At 41.8% G+C, this 23343-nt stretch carries 24 protein-coding genes and 1 riboswitch; of the genes, 2 read left to right on the plus strand and 22 right to left on the minus strand.

The genetic code is table 11. From position 1 onward, the window contains the following. Window position 1: 1 nt before the first annotated feature. The 16 genes from rpsA to BLL41_RS12320 all read right to left on the minus strand — a co-directional run bounded on the left by rpsA (window position 2) and on the right by BLL41_RS12320 (window position 14837). Window positions 2-1150: a 30S ribosomal protein S1 gene (gene rpsA / locus BLL41_RS12245; protein WP_014477197.1), complete on the minus strand. Its 1149-nt coding sequence runs from the start codon at window positions 1148-1150 to the stop codon at window positions 2-4. Window positions 1151-1382: 232 nt separating this feature from the next. Then, entirely contained in the window at window positions 1383-2057 is a 675-nt protein-coding gene (cmk, locus tag BLL41_RS12250; RefSeq protein WP_040082757.1) for a (d)CMP kinase, read from the minus strand. Window positions 2058-2135: 78 nt separating this feature from the next. Beyond that, entirely contained in the window at window positions 2136-2312 is a 177-nt protein-coding gene (locus tag BLL41_RS12255) for a YpfB family protein (RefSeq protein WP_052438154.1), read from the minus strand. 44 nt (window positions 2313-2356) lie between these two features. Beyond that, complete coding sequence (locus tag BLL41_RS12260; protein WP_071578043.1) at window positions 2357-3010, minus strand: cyclic di-GMP receptor DgrA; 654 nt, start codon at window positions 3008-3010, stop codon at window positions 2357-2359. A gap of 94 nt (window positions 3011-3104) precedes the next feature. Beyond that, the gene (gene ypeB, locus BLL41_RS12265) at window positions 3105-4457 is read right to left on the minus strand and encodes a germination protein YpeB (RefSeq protein ID WP_071578044.1); all 1353 of its coding nucleotides are present in this window, start codon (window positions 4455-4457) and stop codon (window positions 3105-3107) included. A gap of 36 nt (window positions 4458-4493) precedes the next feature. Further along, window positions 4494-5414, minus strand: coding sequence for a spore cortex-lytic enzyme (gene sleB, locus BLL41_RS12270; protein WP_071578045.1), 921 nt, complete (start codon window positions 5412-5414; stop codon window positions 4494-4496). 154 nt (window positions 5415-5568) lie between these two features. Next, window positions 5569-6225, minus strand: a complete 657-nt coding sequence (gene prsW / locus BLL41_RS12275) for a glutamic-type intramembrane protease PrsW (protein ID WP_071578046.1) — start codon at window positions 6223-6225, stop codon at window positions 5569-5571. Between the two features lie 119 nt (window positions 6226-6344). Next, complete coding sequence (locus BLL41_RS12280; protein WP_071578047.1) at window positions 6345-7319, minus strand: YpdA family putative bacillithiol disulfide reductase; 975 nt, start codon at window positions 7317-7319, stop codon at window positions 6345-6347. A gap of 109 nt (window positions 7320-7428) precedes the next feature. Continuing rightward, entirely contained in the window at window positions 7429-8703 is a 1275-nt protein-coding gene (gene gudB, locus BLL41_RS12285; protein WP_014664433.1) for an NAD-specific glutamate dehydrogenase, read from the minus strand. Between the two features lie 158 nt (window positions 8704-8861). After that, window positions 8862-9446 (minus strand): genetic competence negative regulator, encoded by a 585-nt coding sequence (locus tag BLL41_RS12290; RefSeq protein ID WP_071578048.1) that lies wholly within the window; start codon window positions 9444-9446, stop codon window positions 8862-8864. A gap of 158 nt (window positions 9447-9604) precedes the next feature. After that, the gene (locus tag BLL41_RS12295; protein WP_071578049.1) at window positions 9605-10384 is read right to left on the minus strand and encodes a metallophosphoesterase; all 780 of its coding nucleotides are present in this window, start codon (window positions 10382-10384) and stop codon (window positions 9605-9607) included. Between the two features lie 83 nt (window positions 10385-10467). Next, window positions 10468-10911 (minus strand): YpbF family protein, encoded by a 444-nt coding sequence (locus BLL41_RS12300; RefSeq protein WP_071578050.1) that lies wholly within the window; start codon window positions 10909-10911, stop codon window positions 10468-10470. A gap of 61 nt (window positions 10912-10972) precedes the next feature. Further along, a complete protein-coding gene (locus BLL41_RS12305; RefSeq protein WP_071578051.1) occupies window positions 10973-11716 on the minus strand; it encodes a LysM peptidoglycan-binding domain-containing protein in 744 nt (247 codons plus the stop codon). After that, on the minus strand, window positions 11667-12269 hold the full coding sequence (locus BLL41_RS12310; protein ID WP_071578052.1) for a CPBP family intramembrane glutamic endopeptidase: 603 nt from the start codon (window positions 12267-12269) through the stop codon (window positions 11667-11669). Before BLL41_RS12310 ends, BLL41_RS12305 begins: the two co-directional genes overlap by 50 nt. A gap of 26 nt (window positions 12270-12295) precedes the next feature. Next, window positions 12296-13786, minus strand: coding sequence for a RecQ family ATP-dependent DNA helicase (locus BLL41_RS12315; protein ID WP_071578053.1), 1491 nt, complete (start codon window positions 13784-13786; stop codon window positions 12296-12298). Beyond that, window positions 13779-14837: a YpbB family protein gene (locus tag BLL41_RS12320; RefSeq protein ID WP_071578118.1), complete on the minus strand. Its 1059-nt coding sequence runs from the start codon at window positions 14835-14837 to the stop codon at window positions 13779-13781. Before BLL41_RS12320 ends, BLL41_RS12315 begins: the two co-directional genes overlap by 8 nt. 266 nt (window positions 14838-15103) lie before the next feature. Here BLL41_RS12320 and BLL41_RS12325 point away from each other — a divergent pair, with 266 nt between their 5' ends. Continuing rightward, a complete protein-coding gene (locus BLL41_RS12325) occupies window positions 15104-15352 on the plus strand; it encodes a ferredoxin (protein ID WP_003225461.1) in 249 nt (82 codons plus the stop codon). 38 nt (window positions 15353-15390) lie between these two features. Here BLL41_RS12325 and fmnP read toward each other — a convergent pair whose 3' ends face one another. Then, window positions 15391-15963 (minus strand): riboflavin transporter FmnP, encoded by a 573-nt coding sequence (gene fmnP / locus BLL41_RS12330; protein WP_071578054.1) that lies wholly within the window; start codon window positions 15961-15963, stop codon window positions 15391-15393. A 153-nt stretch (window positions 15964-16116) separates the two neighbouring features. After that, window positions 16117-16251: riboswitch (FMN riboswitch) on the minus strand. Between the two features lie 208 nt (window positions 16252-16459). Between fmnP and serA the strand changes: the two genes are divergently transcribed. After that, entirely contained in the window at window positions 16460-18037 is a 1578-nt protein-coding gene (gene serA / locus BLL41_RS12335; protein WP_071578055.1) for a phosphoglycerate dehydrogenase, read from the plus strand. Between the two features lie 42 nt (window positions 18038-18079). On the opposite strand, the gene aroD is transcribed toward serA, so the two are convergent. From aroD to resD, 5 genes are all read right to left on the minus strand, one after another. Then, a complete protein-coding gene (gene aroD, locus BLL41_RS12340; protein WP_071578056.1) occupies window positions 18080-18847 on the minus strand; it encodes a type I 3-dehydroquinate dehydratase in 768 nt (255 codons plus the stop codon). 110 nt (window positions 18848-18957) lie between these two features. Beyond that, window positions 18958-20064 carry an anti-sigma-X factor RsiX gene (gene rsiX / locus BLL41_RS12345; RefSeq protein WP_071578057.1) on the minus strand — a complete coding sequence of 369 codons (1107 nt, stop codon included), beginning with the start codon at window positions 20062-20064 and terminating at the stop codon, window positions 18958-18960. Further along, entirely contained in the window at window positions 20000-20584 is a 585-nt protein-coding gene (gene sigX / locus BLL41_RS12350) for an RNA polymerase sigma factor SigX (protein WP_071578058.1), read from the minus strand. Before sigX ends, rsiX begins: the two co-directional genes overlap by 65 nt. Before the next feature lie 203 nt (window positions 20585-20787). Then, the gene (gene resE, locus BLL41_RS12355) at window positions 20788-22557 is read right to left on the minus strand and encodes a sensor histidine kinase ResE (RefSeq protein WP_071578059.1); all 1770 of its coding nucleotides are present in this window, start codon (window positions 22555-22557) and stop codon (window positions 20788-20790) included. Further along, on the minus strand, window positions 22554-23276 hold the full coding sequence (gene resD, locus BLL41_RS12360) for a DNA-binding response regulator ResD (protein WP_040082743.1): 723 nt from the start codon (window positions 23274-23276) through the stop codon (window positions 22554-22556). Before resD ends, resE begins: the two co-directional genes overlap by 4 nt. Window positions 23277-23343 lie beyond the last annotated feature (67 nt).

Consider the following 23343-nt stretch of genomic DNA (forward strand, 5'->3'; position numbering starts at 1 on the left):
ATTATTTTAGTTTATTCAGCTTATCTCCGATCAGATCTCCTAGCTGGAAGCCAGTGCTTGTTTCTTCCTTCGCTTGATATTGACGGTAATCTTCCTGATCAGCTTTAGGCGTTTCTTCAAGTTCACGCATGCTTAATGAAATGCGCTCCTCATTTTCATTCACATCCAGAACCTTCACTTTTACAGTCTGTCCTTCTTCAAGGACTTCATGCGGCGTGCCGATGTGTTTATTGGAAATTTGAGAAATATGAACGAGACCTTCAACACCTGGAAGGATTTCAACAAAGGCACCGAAGCTTACAAGACGCTGTACAGTTCCTTCAAGCACATCGCCAGGCTTCACTTTTTCGCCGATTTGGCTCCAAGGTCCAGGCAGTGTATCTTTGATTGATAATGAAATACGTTCATTATCACGGTCAACCGATAGCACCTTCACTTTTACTTCTTGTCCCTCTTCAACAACGTCAGACGGTTTCTCTACATGAGAGTGAGAAAGTTGTGAAATGTGCACAAGTCCGTCGATGCCGCCGATATCTACAAACGCGCCAAAGTCAGTCAGGCGCTGCACTTTGCCATCAAGTACACTTCCAACTTCAAGAGACTGAAGAAGTTCCTGTTTTTTATTCGCTTGTTCACTTTCAACAACGGCACGGTGCGAAAGGATCACGCGGTTTTTATCACGGTCAAGCTCTACAACGAGCAGTGACAGTGTTTTTCCTTTATAGTCAGTGAAATCTTCAACGAAATGTGCTTCAACAAGTGATGCCGGAATAAAACCGCGAACGCCGATATCAACGACAAGGCCGCCTTTCACGACATCTTTTACTTCAGCTTCAAACACTTCTTTTGTTTCAAATTTTTTCTCAAGGTCTTCCCAAGCGCGGTCTGCATCAACAGCACGTTTAGATAAAATCAAAGCATCGTCTTCCACTTTTGTTACTTTCAGGTCAAGCTCGTCGTCTACTTTAACAACATCCGATGCTTTCTCTACATGAAGACTTGATAATTCACTGATTGGAATAATACCGGATTGTTTAACATTGATAATTTCTACATCTACATGCTTGTCCTCTACCTTTGTCACAATCCCTTTAACTACATCTCCAACCTCTGGCACTTGAACATCAATTTGATTCATTTCCTCTGTCATTTGAATAACCTCCTTGGTCCAAACCTACACAGCTTAATTAAAACGGTTTGAAAGCTGAACATATAACATGCCCGCTTTTAGCCGAATATGTATTAAAGAATCATCCAAAAAAGTTTTTTGAATGATCAATAAAAAGTTTTATTAGTATTAACTTCTAATAAAAGGACAGGTTTGTCAAGCAATAACATTCTATCTTCGTTGAAAAATTCAAAAAAAGTGGCATTTGCCATCCTCAGCGGGACTTTTGCTCCACCGCCTCGAGGATTTTATCAGCTACCTCTTGAATGGAAAGCGATGTCGTGTCGATTTCAAGAGCGTCTTCTGCTTTACGCAGCGGAGATACCTCACGCTCTGAATCAAGCTTGTCTCTTCTTGCAATTTCCTCAATTAATGTTTCGTAGTTGACATCAAAGCCTTTTTTTACATTTTCTTCATAACGGCGTTTCGCTCTCTCTTCAACAGATGCCAAAAGAAAGATTTTCACTTCTGCATTTGGCAGCACATGAGTTCCAATATCACGGCCATCCATGACAACGCCGCCTTTTTCCCCAAGCTGCTGCTGGCGTTTCACCATTTCTTCTCTGACACTTCTATGCTTGGCCGCAATTGAAACTTGGTTGCTGACTTCATCTGTTCTGATCGCCTCAGTTACATCAGTGCCGTTTACAAGCACTTTTTGTCCTTCTTTTGTCGTAATCAGTTCAATGTCAGTCCGCTTTAATAGCTCAGCCAATTTTTCTTCATTTGTCAGCTCAACGTTTTCTTGTAAAGCCGCGTACGTTATCGCCCGGTACATTGCTCCTGTATCAATATATATGTACGATTTTTTCTCAGCCACAATTTTGGCGACAGTGCTTTTCCCTGCAGCCGCCGGGCCGTCAATTGCAATCGATAATTTCTTTTCCATAATTCCTCTCCTTGCTCTTTTCTCCTCTATGGATTGTATCATGAACTTTATGAAAAAGGGTGAAAAATTGATGAATAATTAATGTTTGAACGTTTCAATCCTATTGTTTTCCGCCATTTTATCCACCCCTTCATATTGAATCACTTTTGATACGTATGGTTCAATATGCTGATAGTGAAAAAGAAATTGGACACCAAGTAAAATGATGGCCTGAATGAACACTAATTTGATCAGCAGCCGTTCAAATGTTTTCATTGGAGCACCTCCATTACAAATAGTATGGAAGTGTTTGCCGATGTTTATTCCATTCGGGCTTTTCTTCTCTTATTTAACTGGCGCCGGATGCAGTATTGAAGCAGAACCTGCTGGTCACTTGCTGCAATTTCTGAATACTCTAAAGTCATTTTGCGTTTTCCTGACTTAGGGTCATCAAAGATGCGTCTGACAACCGCTTCTGTTTCTATTTGACGTGGGTGCTCCTCTTCAGAAAGACAGATGACCAGGCGCAATGATTCCCCGGCTTGAAAAGAACGTCCATCGGCTAAAACCACGGCGATTCCGCCTGCACTAATGTTATAGGATAGTGTGCGGAATTCTTCTTCATTTGCCGGCTGAATTTGCACATCTAATACCGCATCAGTTCTTACATACTGGCGGCGCTGGATTCTTTTCATTTTTTCACGGGGAGGCACTTCAAGACAGATCATTTGAAGTTTGTCCTTCACTTTGCCTTTTATACGGCTTGTAAAGCGGTAAGGAACTTCGTCTTTCCCCACAAACTCTACCGTTACTTCCATATCATTATGTAAAATCACAGTTCGCCCTGTAACTACATCAACCGGATACGCAATCAAAAGCTCATTGTTTTCGATGCTTACCGCCTTGCTTTTTGCCTTTTTCAATTCATTTTCTTCTATATATTCTAAAAGTACATTTTCTCCAATCTCTATCATTGACTTCACTCTTTCGTATTCAATATACTCACGTTTTTATTAAAGCACGTAATGAAAAAAAGGAAAAGACTTTTAGTCCTTTCCTCCTGTTTTTTTATAGGTCTTTATATATAGGTTCTGCATTTTTTAATTTTTCAACCTTTTCTTCTGTGCCATCCTTGGCATTTATATACATTCTAAATGTGTCATTTTCAATGGTTCCGAGCATTTCATAGCATAACACTTCTTGACCAAGTTCATTTGTAATTAAAGCGAGCCTTGTTTCTCTCACTTGTACATTTTTATTTAATTTAGATTTTGCCTCTGCTTCAGTAATTGCCGGCTTAGGTATAGTTCTTTTTCTGTGGGATGTTAGGAAGTCTCTTGCTGAAAAACCAACAACCTCACCGTCATCCAAGGCCACTTTCATGCGGATTGCCTCCGGGTACATCCGGACTTTATTTTCAACAGGAACATATGAAAATACGCCGATTTTATCATATTGGGCACTTTCATCAATTTCCAGATCATCTGTTTCAAATCCGTTTTTCTTTAAAAATGCGAGCGCTCGGTTCGATCCGTCATTCAAACTGATTTTCTGATCTTTCACTTCTCTGTTTTGGATCAAATATACCGGATGCCCGCCCTTCTTCGTAATATCCATATAAATCGCTGCTTTATGGTCTGGGTCTTTCATGCTGATGCTATATACATCGCGATTTGTTTTTTTTCCGCTCTTTACCACTTTAATTGAATAATTGTCATCCGGGGCAAAGCGCTCAGCAATTTGTTTTGCTTCCTGTTCGGAAATTTGTTTTCCCTTCAGGTGGCTGAAGCCCTTTTCTTCTTTTTTCGTGCTGGTGAAACTTGGGCCTAGATCAGTGCCAGTGGAGAATGCACCAACATTTTTTTCGACAGTTTTAAAGCTGTTGATAATTGTATTGTCACTTTGTTTTTCGTCTGAAGCCAGTGCCATTTCTACGTCCATCCAGCGAAGGTTTTTGCTCATGACAAGATGCTGAACATGGCGCAATTCATTTTGGATATCTTCAGACTGCTGATATAGCTTATTTAGTGATGTATACTCGTTTTTATCAAGCGGCTTTTGGTCCAAATCTCTGACTGACGTTTTATAGCTGAAATCGCCGATCTTTGATAATAGCTCTTCCGTTTTATTAAACGGCATTAATGTAAGCGGCAGCTGACTGACGCTGTTATGTGCTTCAGAAGTAATCCTCCACACATCGATCAATGCAGGCGACAGTGATTTTTGGCTGTTCATGGCAAGTGTTGTGCCGATTTTATCATGAAGCTGATCCATCTGATAAGTAAGCTCATGAAACGCCCGCTGATAGTTATTTTCAGCATGAAGAAGAACTGCGTCTTTTTCCTGGTGTTCTTTGTATCCCCAGTAGCCTGTACCGACTATTGCAATACCAAGCACGGCGATTAAAATTCCTCTGATCATTTATCACACCTCTTTTTATGCTTTCTCATGTCTCTGCTACTCACAGAAAATGTGTTTACCGATTCTTTTAATTTGCGGACGCCCCCAAATCCACGGACTTGTAGCCGTATCTGGGTTAAAGTAGTAAAGTGCTTCCTCTGATGGGTCCCAGCCATTGATGGCATCCAGCACTGCTTCTCGGGCCGTTTCATTCGGCTGCATGTAAATTTGCCCATCGGCTACTGCTGTGAAGGCAAGCGGCTCAAAAATAACCCCCGCTACTGAATTTGGAAATAACGGGCTGTTCAAACGGTTCAAAATGACTGCTGCAATCGCAACCTGCCCCTCGTACGGCTCGCCCCGGGCTTCGCCATAAACCGCTTGAGCAAGCAGCCTGATATCGTTGTTGGAAAATCCACCAGGCATGTTCGCTGCTACCGCATCCTGTTTTCTTGCTTTTGCTGGTGTATTGTTTTGCTGTTTATTCGCATTCGCTTTAGGCTGCTGCTGCGTTGTTTTTTCCGCAGGCTGTTTCTGCCGTGCTTCTGCTTGTTGTTTTGCTTTTTGTGTCGCTGCTTTTGATGGTTTCGTCTGATACTTTAGCGGAATTTTTCCGTAATGCGTGAATGTGTTCCCTTTATTGAGCTGTTCCATAACATATTCACGATAGTATTTAGATTTACATATTAAGGTTTGCTTTGTTTTAGCCCCGACAAGGCCGTCAACCTCTTTTAACCCGAATTGATCCTGAAAATTTCGGACTGCCCAGTATGTTCCCCATCCGTAGACCCCATCAATTTTCCCGTTATAATATCCATTGTATTGAAGACGCGCTTGGAGCTCGACCACATCGTCCCCCGTTGCCCCTCTTTGAATGACCTGATTCGAAAAGGCAGAAATGGTTTCAGTATTGATAATCGTCGTTATTGTAAAGGAAAAAAGGATGAGACAAACCATAATCGATCCTTTGGACTTCATCTTTTCAAGCCTCCTACAGCAAAATTTTTAAGTGTAATCGTATTTTCTGTAACGAGGTTATTTTTATACACTCTTTCCTTGTTATCCCTCAGAACATAAAATCTCTTTCGTAAAAACTGTACACAAAAAAAGCCGCACGATTGCTGTGCGGCTTCTATACTTGCATCATATTAACGGAACGGGCTTTTTTCGCTTTACGCAAACCAAACCACCATAAAAATACCATAAATGGAAGCATGTAATAAATCCAATTACTAAGCGCTGTCAGGATAAAATCATATGATCCATGCAAAAGGGATGGGACAACTAAAGAAAGAATAAGCCACTTTACACGCGCCTTATCAGCGGAAAAACGTGCTTTCCCAAGGTAAAATCCCATTATAACGCCAATCAAGGCATGGCATGAAACAGGCAGCAGCGCCCTGACAAACGCATGCTCCACACCGTGGCCAATTAAATAAAGAATATTTTCGAGGGTTGCAAAACCGAGTGATACACTTGCACCGTACACAATCCCGTCATAATGTTCGTCAAAGTGGGCGTGCGGGTAAACACTGATCATCAGTATAAACCATTTTAATGATTCCTCTAAAAACCCTGAAGATAAAAAAGAAACGAAAAAGCTTCCGCCTCCTACATTCTCTTTTTCAAGTACATACTGGATAAACATTGTGGGAAATACAAGAACAACCCCGAGAAAAAACGACCGAAGCACCATATGTACAGGTTCATTATCATACTGATCTTTTAAATAAAAATAACTCAACAGCGCGATGCCGGGGGCAATTCCTGCAGAGATGATTGCAAACATCAGGCAACCTCTTTCCTTTATATTCCTACGTCTATCCTACCATGTTGTTTATCATTTTACATCTGTCTGTACTTAAAAAAACAAAAAGAGCATACGAATGCATCATATGCTCCTCATCTTTAATGGTTTTCTCTTTTGGCGATTTCCGCTGCGATATGCCCCCCGTGAAACCTGCCGTTTTCAATAAATATTTCATTTGCATTGTTTCCCGCAGCAATAACCCCGGCAATAAAGACACCTTCAACATTTGTTTCCATCGTTTCTTCGTTGAAATATGGACGCCCTGTTTCTTTATCAATTTCAACACCAATTTTTTCAAGAAATTGATGATCGGGATGATAGCCTGTCATGGCAAATACAAAATCATTTTTAATGGTAATGAGTTCTTTCTCTCCGGAGCGAAACACAACTTCATCCTCGGTGATTTTTTCGACACAAGCGCCAAATTCCATACGGATTGTACCGTTTCTGACGAGGGCTTCAAATTCCGGCAGAATCCACGGCTTAATGCTTGGAGAATATTCATTGCCCCTATATAAAACTGTGACACGCGCTCCAGATTTCACGAGTTCAAGGGCAGCGTCCACGCTTGAATTTTTCCCGCCGATGACAACAACATCTTTATCAAAATACGGGTGGCCTTCTTTAAAATAATGAAATACTTTCGGCAAATCCTCACCGGGCACATTCATATAGTTTGGATGATCATAATAGCCTGTGGCGATGATACAATATGGCGTCGTGTAGATCTCTTTTGACGTCTCAATCACGAATGCGTTATTTTCCGTTTTCGTCACTTTATGCACCATTTCAAACGCATTAACACGGATGTTTTTCCGTTTAACGACTTCCCGGTAATACGATAAAGCCTGAATTCTGACAGGCTTCCTGTTTTCTGTAATAAATGCCACATCTCCGATTTCGAGCTTTTCACTTGAGCTGAAAAAGGTTTGATGCGTCGGATAATTGTAAATACTGTTAACGACATTGCCTTTTTCGATGACGAGGGCATCAATGCCAATTTGTTTTAGGTGAATGGCAGCAGATAGTCCGCAAGGCCCTCCGCCTATAATAATTGCTTTTTCTTGAATCATTTCCGTCAACTCCTGCGATTGGCATTTCACTTCATATTTTTCTATTTCCGAATAAAAAAATCTCCTATTTTATCATAGGAGATTTTTTATTTTTATGCAAATCATCAACTTATATCCAGCCTCTAAAACGCGAAGCTTCAGCCATTTTGCGAACGCCGACCATATATGCAGCGAGCCTCATGTCAATTCTTCGGTTATTAGCCATTTCGTAAATATTGTTAAATGACTTGATCATCATTTTTTCTAATTTTTCTTCTACCTCTTCTTCACTCCAGTAGAAGCCTTGGTTATTCTGAACCCATTCAAAATAAGAAACTGTTACGCCACCGGCACTTGCCAGCACGTCTGGTACAAGCAGAATGTCTCGGTCTGAAAGAATTTTTGTACCTTCAAGCGTTGTTGGCCCGTTCGCCGCTTCAACGACAATTTTAGCCCGGATATTATGGGCATTTTCTTCTGTAATTTGATTTTCAATCGCAGCAGGAACAAGAATATCACAATCAAGCTCCAGCAGTTCTTGGTTTGTAATGGTATCGTTGAAAAGCTTTGTTACAGTACCGAAGCTGTCGCGTCGGTCGAGTAAATAATCGATATCAAGGCCTTCCGGATCATAAAGTCCGCCATATGCATCTGAGATGCCGACAACCTTTGCTCCCGCATCATGCATGAATTTCGCTAAATAGCTTCCCGCGTTTCCGAAGCCTTGGACAACGACACGCGCACCTTTAATATCGATGCCTTTTTTCTTGGCCGCTTCTTTAATACAGATGGTTACACCTTTTGCTGTCGCAGATTCTCTCCCGTGAGATCCGCCAAGCACAAGCGGCTTGCCTGTAATAAATCCAGGCGAATTAAATTCATCAATTCTTGAATACTCATCCATCATCCAAGCCATGATTTGTGAGTTTGTAAATACATCCGGCGCCGGCACGTCTTTTGTCGGGCCGACAATTTGGCTGATTGCTCTGACATACCCTCTGCTCAGACGCTCCAGCTCTCTAAACGACATATCCCTTGGATCACAAACAATTCCGCCTTTACCACCGCCATATGGAAGATCAATTATGCCGCATTTTAAACTCATCCAAATTGAAAGCGCCTTCACCTCTTTTTCTGTTACGTTCGGGTGAAAACGTATCCCGCCTTTCGTCGGACCGACAGAGTCATTGTGCTGCGCACGATAACCTGTGAAAATCTTTACTGAACCGTCGTCCATACGAACAGGTATTTTTACCGTTAATAATCTCATCGGCTCTTTTAACAGTTCGTATACCTCTTCGGGATACCCCAATTTTTCCAGAGCCTTATGTATTACGGTTTGGGTTGATTTTAATACATCAAGTTTGTCCTCTTCTGTATGACCGGTGTTTCGATCGGCTGCCATTTGAGTTAACCTCCTAGAATCTTCTGTTTCTCACATGCTCCCTTTCAGAGAATAGTATACACCTTCATCTGATCTGTGCATAGAATAAACGTTATGTTTTTCCATGATTTTTACCGAAAAAAAAACTGCTGTGAAATCAGCAGTTTTCCTTTGTATTCTTATGAAAAATGAGTTTGTATCGTCTCAACGGCATTACCGTCCATAATGAGCTTACCATACTCTTGCAAGCGATAAATCGTTAAAGTTGTCGGGTTGCCGTATTCAGCCAGAACCGCCACAACCCCCTCAGCCGTATGTGACCCCAGATCTTCAAGGCTTAAAAAGTAATGCCCGTCATAGTGGTAGACAGTTCCCCCTGTGATACCTATTCGCTGTAAGCTTTCTGAAAGCTGAATGATATCTTCAAAGGAATGGAATTGATATATGATGTCCGCGCTTTCATCAAGCTTGACTTGCATTTCGATGTAATCATCATCATACTCATCGTCTTCTGAATCGGCGTCTTGGTTCTTTGTTACGATCACGACCATCCCTTGTGCTTGGAGAGAATACACTTCCACTGCAATCGGTCCATTCGCTTCAAAGCCGAGCTCTGTATTTGCTTCATTCATCATATCTTTAAATAACTGGTGGACTTTAAATGAGTCCTTCCAGAGGTCTTCTTTTGTCAATCCCCGGTCTGTCAAATCATCGAGGGTTAAAAAGATTTTGATCTTATTATAATTCAGACGCTCAAGCCGCATAACGTTCCCTCCTGCCTCTACTTGCACACAAATCATATAACACATTATATGAGATGATGAGTCATAGGTTCTTAATTGTTATCAGTTTACACTGAGTTCACTAGTAAGACAAGCACAATGCAGTTTTTATTGCCAGATGGATTTTTGCTTTTTAGAAGTCACTCTGGTCCGCAAAGAGTCACAATGTGTGTTTCAGGCTCAGCACCTAAACGAAGAGGCACTTTTGTCGTGCCGTAGCCGTTGCTGATCAGATAAGCCGCATTTTTAACAATGCCTGTTTTTCCCAGTTTATAGGGGCCAAATTTTCCAAACCTGATCTGACCTCCATGGGTATGTCCGCTGAATATCACATCAATACCGTCATCTTCATTGATTTGTTCATGAATCTCCGGATTATGACAAACCAAAATATTCAGCTGGCCTTTGTCAAGTTCTTTGATGGCTTCCTCATAATGATCCATCTCCATCCTGATATCATCAACCCCCGCAATCGCAATCGTATGTCCATTGTACGAAAATGGAATTGACTCATTCCTCAGAGTGATGACGCCGTACGCTTTGAATATGGAATACAGCTTATGCTGTCTGACTTCATAATCATTATTCCCCCAAACAAACACAATAGGGACCCCGAAATGCGCGAGTCTTTTGATGTTTTCCTCAATTCTTCTACTGGGCACCCCGCCCTCAGCTAAATCACCGCCGATGATAACGAGGTGGGGGGCATGGCTTTGCGCTTTTTCTAAAAGGTCTTGATCGATGAGACGTTTGTGAATGTCTGAAATAAAAAAGATTGTAAGAGGCGGCTTGCCCTTCATTTTTGATAATGGAAACGTATGTGTTTTCAAATGATTGCCTTTTGCTGTTGCATACATTTTTGCCGTCATTGCCGCTGCCGCAACAGTTAGCACACCGGCAATTTTCACTGATAGCTTCATAAAAACTCTCCATTCTTTTAGAACTTATCAATAAGACGGACAATAAAAAAAGACGTTTCTATCGTTTGAGAAAACGCCCCATTTTATTTACTTTCAAAATATAGATTAATGTCATATTTGTGCTTCATCATGTGAAAAACAGACTCTCTCGCCTTCCATTTATCAGGCTGCGGCCAGAGATCAGTGCTTTTCTGAATAATTTCACATCTCAGTTTATGGAAATCGGTCTCGGATTTTTCTTCCTTTTTCTTAAAATAATATGAAGTGGAGTAGGCAAAGGCGGTTGCCATCATCCAAAATAAATAAAAGGTATGGCTAAGCATTTCTTGAAGTATAAGCTGCGGCTCCGGGCTTTTGATCATGACCATAAGACATAATAAGCCTAGACAAATAAGTGAAGCCCATCGCCATCTGCGGCATTGTGCTGCATAGTTTTCATATTTTTGTTTTCGTTTCACCAGCGCTTGGAGCATCTGTTTGGTCGGCGCGTCTGTAAACTGATCCAGCTGATTCCATAAGGATTCCATACGCTTCACACCTTGTCCATTTTCATTGTTACAATATATGAACGTAAAATAAAAAAATACCCTATTCATCCATTATGGGGATGTCCAAAACTTGTCCGGTGTAAACATCATTTCCATTCAAATGATTATACGCCCGAATTTTTTCTTCTCCTGTCCGGCTTTTATAATACTTCATGGAAATGCGGTATAGCGTTTCTTTCTTTTGGACGGTGTGCTTGACAATGCGATTCGGCTCAGGTTGAACTGGCTCAGCCGGCTGCTGTTGCTGTTCTTGCTGTTGTACCGTTGATTGGGAAGAGGAAGCAGCCGCGGCGGTTGCTTCCTCCTTATTTGCCGAGTCTTCTTTTTCCGCTACAGCAGTCTGTTTTTGATCAGCAGCTGATTTTGCCGGCTCTTTCACCTTTGAATCCTCAAGCTTTTTTTTTGACTCCTTTTGCAATGCTGTCTCTTTGGTGTCTTTAGTGTCGGCATTGTTTTTATCCTCTGATTTCGGGACAACCTCATATTTGCTTTGGCTGCTGTCGATAAAAACATCTTCATAATCGTCATGATTATCCGGGTGGCTCTTTAAATAAAATAAGGTGACTAAAACGATAACCGGCACAAATACAAATAGTACAGCGAGTACTGTGAATAATGGCGTTTTTGTTTTGCCTTGCTTTTTTTTCTGTTCTCTTTGATTTTTTACAGATTGTCTTGTCGGGAGGCTTTCTCCATCATCGACATAATCGTCCGCCAATACGGCATTTTGATCTTCATAAAGATTCTGGGCTTTTCTTCTCTCTACTCTCGACATGTTCGTCATGTTTATCCCTCCTCACATGTTCAAAACGAATCTGACAGGCAAACACGGCATCAATGATAAAATGTGCCGTCATCGGAACAAATAAGTTACCGGTCCATTCATACATCAGACCAAGTAAAAAGCTGATTGCTGTCACCATAATAAATAACAGCCATTTTGACAAATACCGAAAGTGCAGAACGGCAAATATTAGGCTGGCCGCCCATAAACCGATATGAGTCTGCAGCACTCCTCTGAATAACATTTCTTCCGCGAAAGCAATCAGAAGCGTTAAAAATATAATATGAGGGATTGACCTCTTACTGAATATTTTTTTATTGATTCCGCCGTCATCATATAAATGATGTGGACACCATTTCATTATTGCCATATCGGCTAAAATCACAATAACCGCTATAGAAACACCATACCAAATGATTCGCATATCGCGAATGTCCCAGAGCTTTAGTACGTCACGTATATCCTCAAAAAAGAACAGTCCTGCTGCAGCTGCGGCAAAGATGATGAGTAGCTGCGTCAAATATAACTGCTTCAGCATATCACGGTCAGACATATACTGAATATAATCTTTTTGCTGTTTCAGTTCTGCTCACCTACAGTCTGCAAGCTGAATATCCGGTGCAATTCCGAACTCCAGCTGTCTAATGGCGCCATTTTACTCCGTTCCCCTATTTGTTCATACAAGGATAAATCAAAACCGCAATGAGAACAGCACGGGAAGTTGCCGGCATCAGGCTCGTACGATTCATCAAAGTAGGTTAACAGTGACTGCCTTAAACAGCCGTCACGCTGAAGCAGAAAAGATACTCGGCGCATTTTTTCCAGCTTCAGCTCCATGCGATATGAAATTTCTTTCTTCATCAGTTCAACTGACGTTTTCCCCTGCATAAAGAGATGAATCATCATACGGGCCTGTGTCTCTCCGGCGCCATACTGCAGCAATACGTCACGCAGCCTTCTCTCATCCCGCTCCTCTGTCTTCTCTAGCACACGGATCACATCGGCGATTTCTTCAGCTGTGACACTTTCCATTTGGATAATCTGCTCCTGCAATTCAAAATCTCCTGGCGCCCGCAGCAAAATGCTGACACTCGGCTTTCCATCGCGGCCCGCTCTGCCGATTTCCTGCATAAAAGCTTCAGCCGTCTGCGGGAGGTGAAAATGAATCACATATCTGATATCAGGTTTATCGACACCCATTCCAAACGCATTCGTACAACATATCACATCAAGCTGGTTATGAATAAACTGCTGCTGAATTAAAATCCTGTCACCTGACTCCAAACCGCCATGGTAAAAGTCTGCTCTGCTGCTCGTTTTGCTTTTAATTTCACCAGCTAATTCCTCGGCCCATTTCCGTGTCGGGCAATAAACAATTCCCGGACCTTGCAGGTTTTCAACCAGCTGAATGACCCTATCTATTTTTTCGGCCGTATCCGCTACATTTTCAACCCTTAGTGCGATGTTCGGGCGGTTGACTGAGTTGAGATGCTGGTCAGCATGCTGCAGCTCCAGCAAGTCCATGACATCTTGCAGCGTATCCTTTGTAGCCGTAGCGGTCAATGCCAAAACGGGCGGGTGTCCTAGAATTTTTCTCATCTGTCCAAGCTTTGAATAGTCAGGCCTGAAGTCGTGGCCCCATTCAGATATACAATGTGCCTCATCAATAACAAATAGGCTGATCGGGACGTTTTTCAATTTTTCCAATACATATGGAGACTGCAGAGCTTCAGGAGACAAGTACAAAAATTTATAGCGATGAATATGTTCTAAAACAAATTGTCTTTCCTGCCTGTTAAGCATGCTGTTCAAAGCGGCCGCACGCTTTTCCCCCCGGGCTTTCAGCTGCTGCACCTGATCTTCCATTAAAGAAAGGAGTGGAGAAACGATTAATACCATGCCGTCAAGCATATAACCAGGCAGCTGGTAGCAAAGCGATTTCCCTCCCCCAGTCGGGAGCATTGCAATGGTATCCTTCCCGCTGAGAATGCTTCTAATAATGTCCTCCTGCCCTTTTTTAAAGGAAGTAAAACCAAAAAAATGATGTAACGTTTGCTGTAATTTACTCATATTGCTGCACCTGCTTTGTCAATGCCAGTCTGATTTGAAAGTAGCTGAACCGCTGCCCCAGACCGTCACGAATTTGTTTGATTTTGTTCGTCCGCATCCGTTTGGCAAACGCTGCAATTTGGATTTGATCTTCTGCTGATACATAGTCATTAATTATAAACGCAGGCTCGTGAAGAGAAATCTCAACAATATGGTCTTCGATCGTCGCTGTTTTCAGCTTTCTGATTTCGGCAATTCGATGTATCGGGACCCCTTGTTTGACCATCTGCCATGTTTTCCTCGTTGACTCTGTCAGGGCATTATCTAAATGCACATCAGAAAGAAGATCCTTTAACAGAGCATCTTCACACTCCGGAATAGAATGAATAAAATAATGTACCGAAGCCCAAAACATGATATAGACATACCATTCATCTTCTTTCAGCGTGTCAGCAAGCTGCCTGCTCGTATAACCGATCCGATCGTGCGAGGTTAAGGAGTAGACAAAAATTTGCGCTGCTTTGTCTTCGATCTTTTTCAAATGCGCCTCAAGCATGGCAAAAAGGCTCCTTGCCATCTCTCTATGATCCGTATGCCGGGACAGGTATTTCTTTATCCAGTGAAGTGTCTTATAATCCTTTGTGACAGGAATATATTGCTTGCTCCCTTGCTGCTTATGGGATAAGACCTGCACAAGCAGCGAAAGCCTTTTCCAAAGCACGCCGGCAGCCTGCTGATAATGAGCACCGTGGCAATGAACGGGCCAAGGCCGCTCACTAAAGGCATGCCTCAAAACTCCTTCGCCGCTGGCTGTCACTTTGTATGTATCTGTTTCAGACATAGGCGCGAGATATGAATGCTTTTCAAGCTTGTCAAGCGACGCAGAAATATCGTTTCTCGAACATTGCGCCGCCATTCCAAAGTATTTTGCAGTCTGAAATAAGCCGGCATCTTGAATGGTTTGTGACGATCTCTTGCCTTTGAATAGGTGAAAAACAGCGCTTCCCGACCGTTCCCCGTTTATTTTGCAAAGGCAATCGAGAACCATAATATCGAAGTAATTTAATGACAACCTATTCACCCACATTCTTCCTGACAAAAATCGTTGATTTGCTCTTTTTATTTTAACAGATTTCAAACAGAAATCGACGTTTAAAGTCATCATTAAGGGGGATGTTATGTAGATAACCCCTTATGTGATAAGCATTCTCAATCATTTTTCTGTTGAAATGTAGCAGCAACATCATTACAATAAGTAAGAGGAATAGGTGTTAAATTGATTAAATTATAAAGATTGATCCATTTGTTCCACCAAGAACAATCTGGGAGGTTTTATTCATGGCAAAGTACACAATCGTAGACAAAGATACATGTATTGCATGCGGCGCTTGCGGAGCTGCTGCACCAGACATTTACGATTACGATGATGAAGGCATCGCGTTCGTAACGCTTGACGAAAACAAAGGTGTTGTCGAAGTTCCTGAGGTACTGGAAGAAGATATGATTGACGCATTTGAAGGGTGCCCTACTGATTCCATCAAAGTGGCGGATGAGCCATTTGAAGGCGACCCGCTTAAATTTGAATAGAAGTAACAAAAAAAGCTCCCCGGCGGGAGCTTTTTTATTTAATGGATATGCGCACTTCGCTGCTGCTCAATCCATGGCTTAAGCTTGACAAAAATAAGTGAGAAAACAACCGTAATCACAATACCTTTTATCATGTTAAACGGCAGGATACCTGCGACGACTGCTGTTTTCAGCGCGCTGTCGGATAATGCCGGTGAATGTAAAAACCACGTGTATGCAGGAAGAATCAGAACATAATTTAAAATACTCATCAAAATGGTCATCGCTGCAGTTCCCAAAAGCAGGCTGACAGCCAAGCCCTTTGCTGAGTTGAGCTTTTTAAATAAGAAAGCAGTCGGCAATATAAAGAGCGTTCCTGCAATAAAATTCGCAATTTGCCCTACAGGAACTCCTGCCATGCTTCCCTGAATGATATACTGAAGAACATTTTTTATCGCTTCTACGGCAATACCCGCCAAAGGTCCGTAAATTAGAATGGCAATAATAGCGGGAACGTCGCTAAAATCGATTTTTAAATAATCCGGAAGACCCGGAAACGGGAAATTTAACAGCATCAAAACAAATGCAATGCTGCTCAGCATACTGACCACAACTAATTTTTTTACTTTCACTTCACTCTCTCCTTTTCGATCACATCTTACTCGAAAACGGAAAGGTCCTTTTCCAGCCAATAAAAAAACCGCTTCATATATAAAAGCGGGGTTTCGAAAATTAGGCTAGGCAAAGAAACGTTTGAAAACTTTAATTTCAAAACGCTTATGAACCTCCATCTTCTCCCATCCAGACTGTACTGTCGGCTCCGGAATCTCACCGAATCCTGCTGTAAAGACAGCTCGCGGGCTTAGAGCCATTGGCTCATCACCGCCGGTAGGGAATTTCACCCTGCCCCGAAGATTGATCATATGAAATTTAGTTCCATTATAAACGATAACTGGTTGGCTGTATAGAGAATTGCTTCAAATTATATATATTACCTGCAAGCTGTCAGAACATTGATATATTAGGCTTTACTTTCATCCTTTACTGCGTCAATACACGTTGACACTCTTTTGAGAATATGTTAAATTATCAGATATTTAGTTTGTCAATTTAGGAGGAAATCTAACGATGTTTCGAGTATTGGTCTCAGACAAAATGAGCAACGACGGTTTACAGCCACTTATTGAATCAGACTTTATTGAAATTGTTCAAAAAAACGTAGCAGATGCAGAAAATGAATTACATACTTTTGATGCTCTTTTGGTGCGAAGCGCGACAAAAGTAACAGAAGACCTTTTCAACAAAATGACTTCTTTAAAAATTGTCGGAAGAGCCGGTGTCGGTGTCGATAATATCGATATTGATGAGGCAACTAAACACGGGGTAATCGTGATCAATGCTCCGAACGGCAACACCATTTCAACAGCTGAGCATACATTTGCGATGATCTCTTCTTTAATGAGACATATTCCTCAGGCTAATATCTCAGTGAAATCCAGAGAGTGGAACCGTACAGCTTACGTCGGTTCAGAGCTTTATGGAAAAACGCTTGGTATTGTAGGATTAGGCCGAATCGGAAGCGAAATTGCACAGCGTGCGAGAGCGTTCGGTATGACTGTGCACGTTTTTGATCCTTTCTTAACGGAAGAAAGAGCGAAAAAAATCGGCGTAAACAGCCGTACATTTGAAGAAGTGCTAGAAAGTGCGGATATTATTACCGTTCACACGCCTTTAACAAAAGAAACAAAAGGCTTATTGAATAAAGAAACGATTGCAAAAACGAAAAAAGGTGTTCGCTTAATTAACTGTGCGCGAGGCGGTATTATCGATGAAGCAGCACTTCTCGAAGCTTTGGATAGCGGGCATGTTGCCGGAGCGGCGCTCGACGTTTTCGAAGTTGAACCGCCAGTTGACAACAAACTCGTTGATCATCCATTAGTCATTGCCACTCCTCACTTGGGAGCATCAACGAAAGAAGCACAGCTCAATGTCGCGGCACAAGTGTCAGAAGAAGTTCTGCAGTTCGCAAAAGGTCTACCTGTTATGTCAGCTATTAACCTGCCTGCTATGACAAAAGATGAATTCGCTAAAATTAAGCCCTACCATCAAATTGCAGGAAAAATTGGCAGCCTTGTATCACAGTGCATGAAAGAACCGGTTCAGGATGTTGCCATTCAATATGAAGGCACAATTGCCAAACTTGAAACATCGTTCATTACAAAAGCTCTTCTGTCAGGCTTTTTAAAACCGCGCGTTGACTCTACTGTTAATGAGGTCAATGCCGGGGGTGTCGCAAAAGAACGCGGCATTAGCTTCAGTGAAAAAATTTCCTCTTCTGAATCTGGATACGATAACTGCATCAGCGTTAAAGTGACAGGAGATCGAAGCACCTTTACTGTAACGGCTACGTATATTCCTCATTTCGGAGAACGTATTGTCGAGATCAACGGATTTAATATCGATTTTTATCCGACAGGTCACTTGGTATATATCCAGCACCAAGATACAACAGGTGTTATTGGCCGAGTGGGGCGTATTCTCGGAGATAACGATATTAACATTGCAACCATGCAGGTGGGCCGTAAGGAAAAAGGCGGAGAAGCCATCATGATGCTTTCCTTTGACAGACATCTGGAAGATAAAATTGTGAAAGAACTAACAAACGTCCCTGATATTGTGTCTGTGAAGCTCATTGATCTACCATAATCAAAAAAACTCAAGCTATATAGCTTGAGTTTTTTGATTGTTCTATTCTCGTGTGTTTTTATGCAAAATGTCTAAGACACTCCTTAGTTCAGAAACAGGTATTTGACCCGGTGCTGACGCCTCTTCTCCCGCGCCAAAAGTACAAGCCGATCCAAAAACCTCACCGCTCAGCCTGCTGATGAGCCCTGTTGCAGCCATTGACATTGTAATAATGGGACGGTCTGCATATTTTGTTTTCATTGTATACGTCGCATCAAGCAGCGTTAAAAGATCTCCAGTATCATTCGGCATGACAGCCATTTTTGGAATATGCGCTCCTAAATCCTGCATTTTTCGAAGCCTGTCAAGAATTTCATCTTTTGCAGGTGTTTTTTCAAAGTCGTGATTTGACATCACCACATAGACGTTGTTTTCTTCCGCCAGGGATACTAACGATTTTACATGTGCATCTCCTGTAAATAATTCGATATCTATCAGATCGATTTCTTTTGTTTGGATTGCCGATTCCAGCAAAGCAAGATAGGAGCTTTCGTCTATTTCCAGGCTCCCTCCTTCTTTATGGGTTCTGAATGTAAATAGAACTAGCTTGTCCGCTAAAGACTTACGAAGCTTAGAAATAATCTTTGTGACCGCTTCTCTGTCATTCGCTTTTTCAAATACGTCGACTCGCCACTCTACAATATCCGGATTGAGAAGTTTTACAGCTTCTGCTTCATTCAAAATTTGTTCTTCCGTTTTCCCCATCAGCGGAACGATGATTTTCGGCATCCCTTCTCCGATAGAAACTCCTTTAATCGTTAACACGTTCACTCGTCTCAAATCCTTTCAATCGTACCTTGTTTTATTATACACGGACATCTTTTTTTTGAAAATTTCTATTATGTGAATAGCAACTAAAAAAGAGCCTCAAAGGGCCCTTTTTAGTCTAAGGAAATCGGATTTGGAGCAGCTGGCACCGGAATTGCATCTGATATGTCATATTTGCCGATTTTTTTCGTTCTGGTTTCCGTAAAGGTCACTTCTGTGAAGCCAAACTCTTTTGCAGTTAAAAGTAGTCCCTCAATCATTAAAATACCTGCAATAGAATCCTCAACTTCTGAGTCTTTTGAGAAGCGGATATATAAGTGTTTCTGTTTCTTCGTTACAGATTGGACAGCACCCGCTTGAATAAGAGGAGTCGTATCTTCTTGGCTGCTCGATTCCATTTCCTTAATCGCTTCTTTTACTGTATCAAAAGAATTTTTTGACGGAACGAGAAAGTCTTGTCCTTGTTTATTTTGGTACAAGTAGTAGGATCGTTTTGACTGTTTGGGAATCGAAATTTCCGTAAAAGTGCCATATGAGCCAATCCGAACCCCAGTCTCATTTTGATCTGAAAAGAATTTTATTTTTTCATAAGAACTCCATTTTAAGGATTCTTTCAGCAATTTTTTTAACAGTGTATCATCTTTTACAGAAAAAGCCGTAATAGGCTGATGGACTCGTATACTTAATTCCTTCTGCTTTGGCTTTTCCTTTATCTCTACTTCATTCATGAAGGATGGGATTGTAATAGCATGATCAAAGATACCCAATTCACTACTTTCAAACAGCATATCCTGTATCGTTTGGTCTGTGTTTGTTTTTTTGATGCTGATGGGTATGATTGCGGATGTATCGGCATCAGCAACCGCTACAGTGATGTAATTGTCTTGTTCCTTTTCAGGTACGACATACGATGTCTGATCCAGGGATGATGCAGCTTTTGGGCTGTCTTCTGTCTCAGTTTTCGTTACTGCGTTCTCTTGGGACGCTTCTTTTTGTTGAGGCTGTGCCTGATTAAAGAAATGAGGAGAAATAATGAAGGCGATATAAACCGCAATTGCAGCAGCACACGCGGGGCCAATCCACCTGACAGCGGGCTTTTTTTTACGCTTTGCCATCGTCAGCCGCTTGTAAATATCCTGAGGCGAACGATGGTCTTTAACTGCCGGAAGTTGACTTAACAACTCCTTTATCTGTTCTTCGTTCCATTCTGACTTCATCATCCATTAGCTCCTCCCTCAAAAGCTCCATATGTTTCCGAAGTACTTTGAGCCCTCTGTGTTGGGTCGTTTTTACTTTGCTTTCCGAGAAGCGCAGAGCCTTGGCTGTTTCCTGTATTGAATATCCCTGAATAAATCGCAAGATAATCACAGCTCTTTGATCGATCGTACATTGATCAAGTGCAGCATAAATTTCCCGGGCATTTTCATGTTGAACCGCAAGTTCGTCCGGAAGCAATTGCTGATCCCTGACATCCTGTGTATCCCAGTCAAATGTGCCAAGTATACGCTGTCTGATCGTTTGCTGTTTACGGAACCAGTCTATCGCTACATGGCGTGCGATAGACAAAAGCCATGTTTTTTCACTGCTTCTTCCTTCAAACGTATGATAAGAATTTAATACACGGATATAAACCTCTTGAAGAAGATCTTCTGTCTGGTTTTTATCCTTTACCATATAAAATAAAAATTGGTACAAATCTTGATGATATGTATCATATAATAATTGAAAGGTTTCTTCCATTTGAAACCCCTCCGTTCACTTTTTTGTCGTATGAATAGCTTGAAAAGTTACATTACAACTATATTACGAGAAACTGGAATTTGGAAGGGAATTTATATTAACATATCCTTAAATTTTATTAATGTTGGCTATTAAAAAAACACCCGCTCAGTCAGCGGGTGTTTCTTATGGAACAAGATTCTTCGGCAAATTCAGACTCGATTTTACCGTTTTGTCGGAATATAAAAAGTAAATGTTGTTCCTTTATCTATTCGGCTGTGCACAGTAATCGATCCGTTGTGGGCTTCCACGATATTTTTAACGATAGCCAGCCCTAACCCGGTTCCTGCTCTGCCCCTTGTCCGCGCTTTATCTGCCTTATAAAACCGCTCAAAGATAAATGGCAGATCTTCTTCCGGTATGCCGGACCCGGAGTCTTTGATATCAATTTTCAATCCATCCTTCACAGAATGGACTGAAATGGAGACACTGCCGCCGGATGAAGTATGCCGCAGCGCGTTATCGATCAAATTGGTAAATACCTGCTCCATCTTGTCTTCATCAAACATAAATTCCTCTTCTGTGAGAGAAATGTCATTTTGTAAAGCAATATTTTTTTCTTTCGCAACACCGGAAAACTTCCGAATGATCTTTTCTAAAAACTCATTCACATTGATTTTTTCATAATGTAAGCCTGTATGGCCTGATTCCATTCGGGCTAAATCAAGCAAATCATTAACTAAACGGCCCATTCGGAGCGATTCGTCATAAATGATTTGGGCAATTTCTTTCCGGTCTTCTTCAGAGCTTGCAATGTCATCGACAATTGCTTCACTGTATCCCTGAAGCATGGAGATCGGTGTTCTCAGCTCATGACTGACATTTGCGATAAAGTCCTCCCGCAGCTTATCAAGGCGGCGTTCTTCTGTCATGTCACGCAGTACGGCAACCGCTCCTCTGACGTGCGATTCCGCATAAAGCGGCGACATCAAAAGCACCCATGATCTGCCTTGAAGCGTCATCTCAATCATTTGTTCTTTTTCAGTGCTGACAGCGTTTTGAAACAGCTCTTTTGCTTCAGGCGGAAGGTTGTCGCCTTCTTTGATATTCATGTTCTGTTCATAATACCAAGCCTGAAGAAAACGTTCAGCCGGCGGGTTGGTCACAAGAATCGTACCGTCAATATTAATGGTAATAACCCCGTCAGCCATACTGCTCAAAATGTTAGAAAGCTGCTCTTTTTCTTGATTGAGAGCATTGATATGAAAGTTAAGCTGCCGGCCCATTTGATTAAAAGCGGTCGCCAGTTCACCGATTTCATCCTGAGTTAAAATCGGGATTTTTGTATCGAACTTGCCCTTCGCCAAATCCTGCGCGCCTTCTCTCATTTTTCGGAGCGGGTACGTGACCCTGCTTGATAAAAAGAATGCGAAAAAAGTGGTCAGCACAATCGCGATCCCCGCGGCAAGAAAAATATAGCGGGTCGTATGTTTTGTTGTATCTTTAACGGCAAGCAAAGACTGGGATAAAAAGACCATGCCTTTCTTTCCGTCTTTTTCATACGGGACACCTACAATCAAGCGCTCATTATCCGTATCTGTATTGCTCAATCCCGTTCGCTTGCTTACTTTTTTATGGTCTCGGAGAGCTTTATTTAAGTCTTTGTCATGCTGTATTTGCTCAACCGTAATAGACGACAGGCGATTTTTATCATTCGGAGAATACCAGTACTTCTTCTCATCCTGGATGATGGCAATGCTTGTTAAGTTATCAGCGAGCTCCCAAGTGATTGACCGTGCCAGGGCCTGGTCCTCGTGATTTTCCAAGATGACAGCTACTTTATTAGCAAGCTGTGTTAAATCATTCTCGGCTTCTTCCACATGGTAGTTTTCAATAAATTCCAGCAAAAGAACCGTTAAAATGAACAATACGATCAAGACGAGCGAAAGGATCGTAAACCATAGCTTGCCTACTACGCTTTTCCAAAACTTCATTCAGCGCCGACCTCGAATTTATAACCTACACCCCATACGGTGACAATTTTTTTCGCAGCTTCCGGAGATACTTTGTTCAGCTTCTCTCTCAGGCGTTTGACGTGAGTGTCCACTGTCCGTAAATCACCAAAAAACTCATATTGCCACACTTCTTTTAGAAGCTTTTCCCGATCATACACCTTGTCAGGCGTTTTCGCTAAGAAGTATAGGAGTTCATACTCTTTTGGCGTCAGGCTTACTTCCGTTCCATCAGCCGTTACGCGGTGAGCATCATGGTCAATGGACAGATGTGAAAACACGAGCACATTTTTCGTCGGTGTATTGGCATTGAAATAAGAGGTTTGAGATGCTCTTCTCAAAAGGGCCTTTACCCGCAGCACGACTTCTCTCGGACTAAACGGCTTGACAATATAGTCATCTGTGCCCGCTTCAAACCCCTGCACCCGGTTTGCTTCTTCTCCTTTTGCGGTCAGCATGATAATTGGTGTCGCTTTTTTTTCGCGAATTTGCCGGCACACTTCAATTCCGTCAGTCCCCGGCATCATCAGATCAAGCAAAATGAGGTCATAATTGGCCTCAAGCCCTTTGGCAATGGCTTCATCACCATTTTCCGCTTCATCTATAACATAATTTTCACGTTCAAGATACATTCTTAAAAGGCGGCGAATTCTGGCTTCGTCATCAACTACTAATATTTTTGTTTCGTTCGTTTGGTCCATGTTTTCCCCCTGCTTTCCTTCTGTTACTTTCATTTTATCAAATCGTGAGAAAGTTTGAGAACTGTGT

The organism is Bacillus sp. FMQ74 (genome assembly GCF_001875785.1).
GTDB lineage: Bacteria > Bacillota > Bacilli > Bacillales > Bacillaceae > Bacillus > Bacillus stercoris.

Coding starts and splice junctions, on each gene's coding strand:
- rpsA (WP_014477197.1), bottom strand. CDS start 1,150: ATGACAGAGGAAATGAATCAAATTGATGTTCAAGTGCCAGAGGTTGGA.
- cmk (WP_040082757.1), bottom strand. CDS start 2,057: ATGGAAAAGAAATTATCGATTGCAATTGACGGCCCGGCGGCTGCAGGG.
- BLL41_RS12255 (WP_052438154.1), bottom strand. CDS start 2,312: ATGAAAACATTTGAACGGCTGCTGATCAAATTAGTGTTCATTCAGGCC.
- BLL41_RS12260 (WP_071578043.1), bottom strand. CDS start 3,010: ATGATAGAGATTGGAGAAAATGTACTTTTAGAATATATAGAAGAAAAT.
- ypeB (WP_071578044.1), bottom strand. CDS start 4,457: ATGATCAGAGGAATTTTAATCGCCGTGCTTGGTATTGCAATAGTCGGT.
- sleB (WP_071578045.1), bottom strand. CDS start 5,414: ATGAAGTCCAAAGGATCGATTATGGTTTGTCTCATCCTTTTTTCCTTT.
- prsW (WP_071578046.1), bottom strand. CDS start 6,225: ATGTTTGCAATCATCTCTGCAGGAATTGCCCCCGGCATCGCGCTGTTG.
- BLL41_RS12280 (WP_071578047.1), bottom strand. CDS start 7,319: ATGATTCAAGAAAAAGCAATTATTATAGGCGGAGGGCCTTGCGGACTA.
- gudB (WP_014664433.1), bottom strand. CDS start 8,703: ATGGCAGCCGATCGAAACACCGGTCATACAGAAGAGGACAAACTTGAT.
- BLL41_RS12290 (WP_071578048.1), bottom strand. CDS start 9,446: ATGCGGCTTGAGCGTCTGAATTATAATAAGATCAAAATCTTTTTAACC.
- BLL41_RS12295 (WP_071578049.1), bottom strand. CDS start 10,384: ATGAAGCTATCAGTGAAAATTGCCGGTGTGCTAACTGTTGCGGCAGCG.
- BLL41_RS12300 (WP_071578050.1), bottom strand. CDS start 10,911: ATGGAATCCTTATGGAATCAGCTGGATCAGTTTACAGACGCGCCGACC.
- BLL41_RS12305 (WP_071578051.1), bottom strand. CDS start 11,716: ATGACGAACATGTCGAGAGTAGAGAGAAGAAAAGCCCAGAATCTTTAT.
- BLL41_RS12310 (WP_071578052.1), bottom strand. CDS start 12,269: ATGTCTGACCGTGATATGCTGAAGCAGTTATATTTGACGCAGCTACTC.
- BLL41_RS12315 (WP_071578053.1), bottom strand. CDS start 13,786: ATGAGTAAATTACAGCAAACGTTACATCATTTTTTTGGTTTTACTTCC.
- BLL41_RS12325 (WP_003225461.1), top strand. CDS start 15,104: ATGGCAAAGTACACAATCGTAGACAAAGATACATGTATTGCATGCGGC.
- serA (WP_071578055.1), top strand. CDS start 16,460: ATGTTTCGAGTATTGGTCTCAGACAAAATGAGCAACGACGGTTTACAG.
- rsiX (WP_071578057.1), bottom strand. CDS start 20,064: ATGATGAAGTCAGAATGGAACGAAGAACAGATAAAGGAGTTGTTAAGT.
- sigX (WP_071578058.1), bottom strand. CDS start 20,584: ATGGAAGAAACCTTTCAATTATTATATGATACATATCATCAAGATTTG.
- resE (WP_071578059.1), bottom strand. CDS start 22,557: ATGAAGTTTTGGAAAAGCGTAGTAGGCAAGCTATGGTTTACGATCCTT.
- resD (WP_040082743.1), bottom strand. CDS start 23,276: ATGGACCAAACGAACGAAACAAAAATATTAGTAGTTGATGACGAAGCC.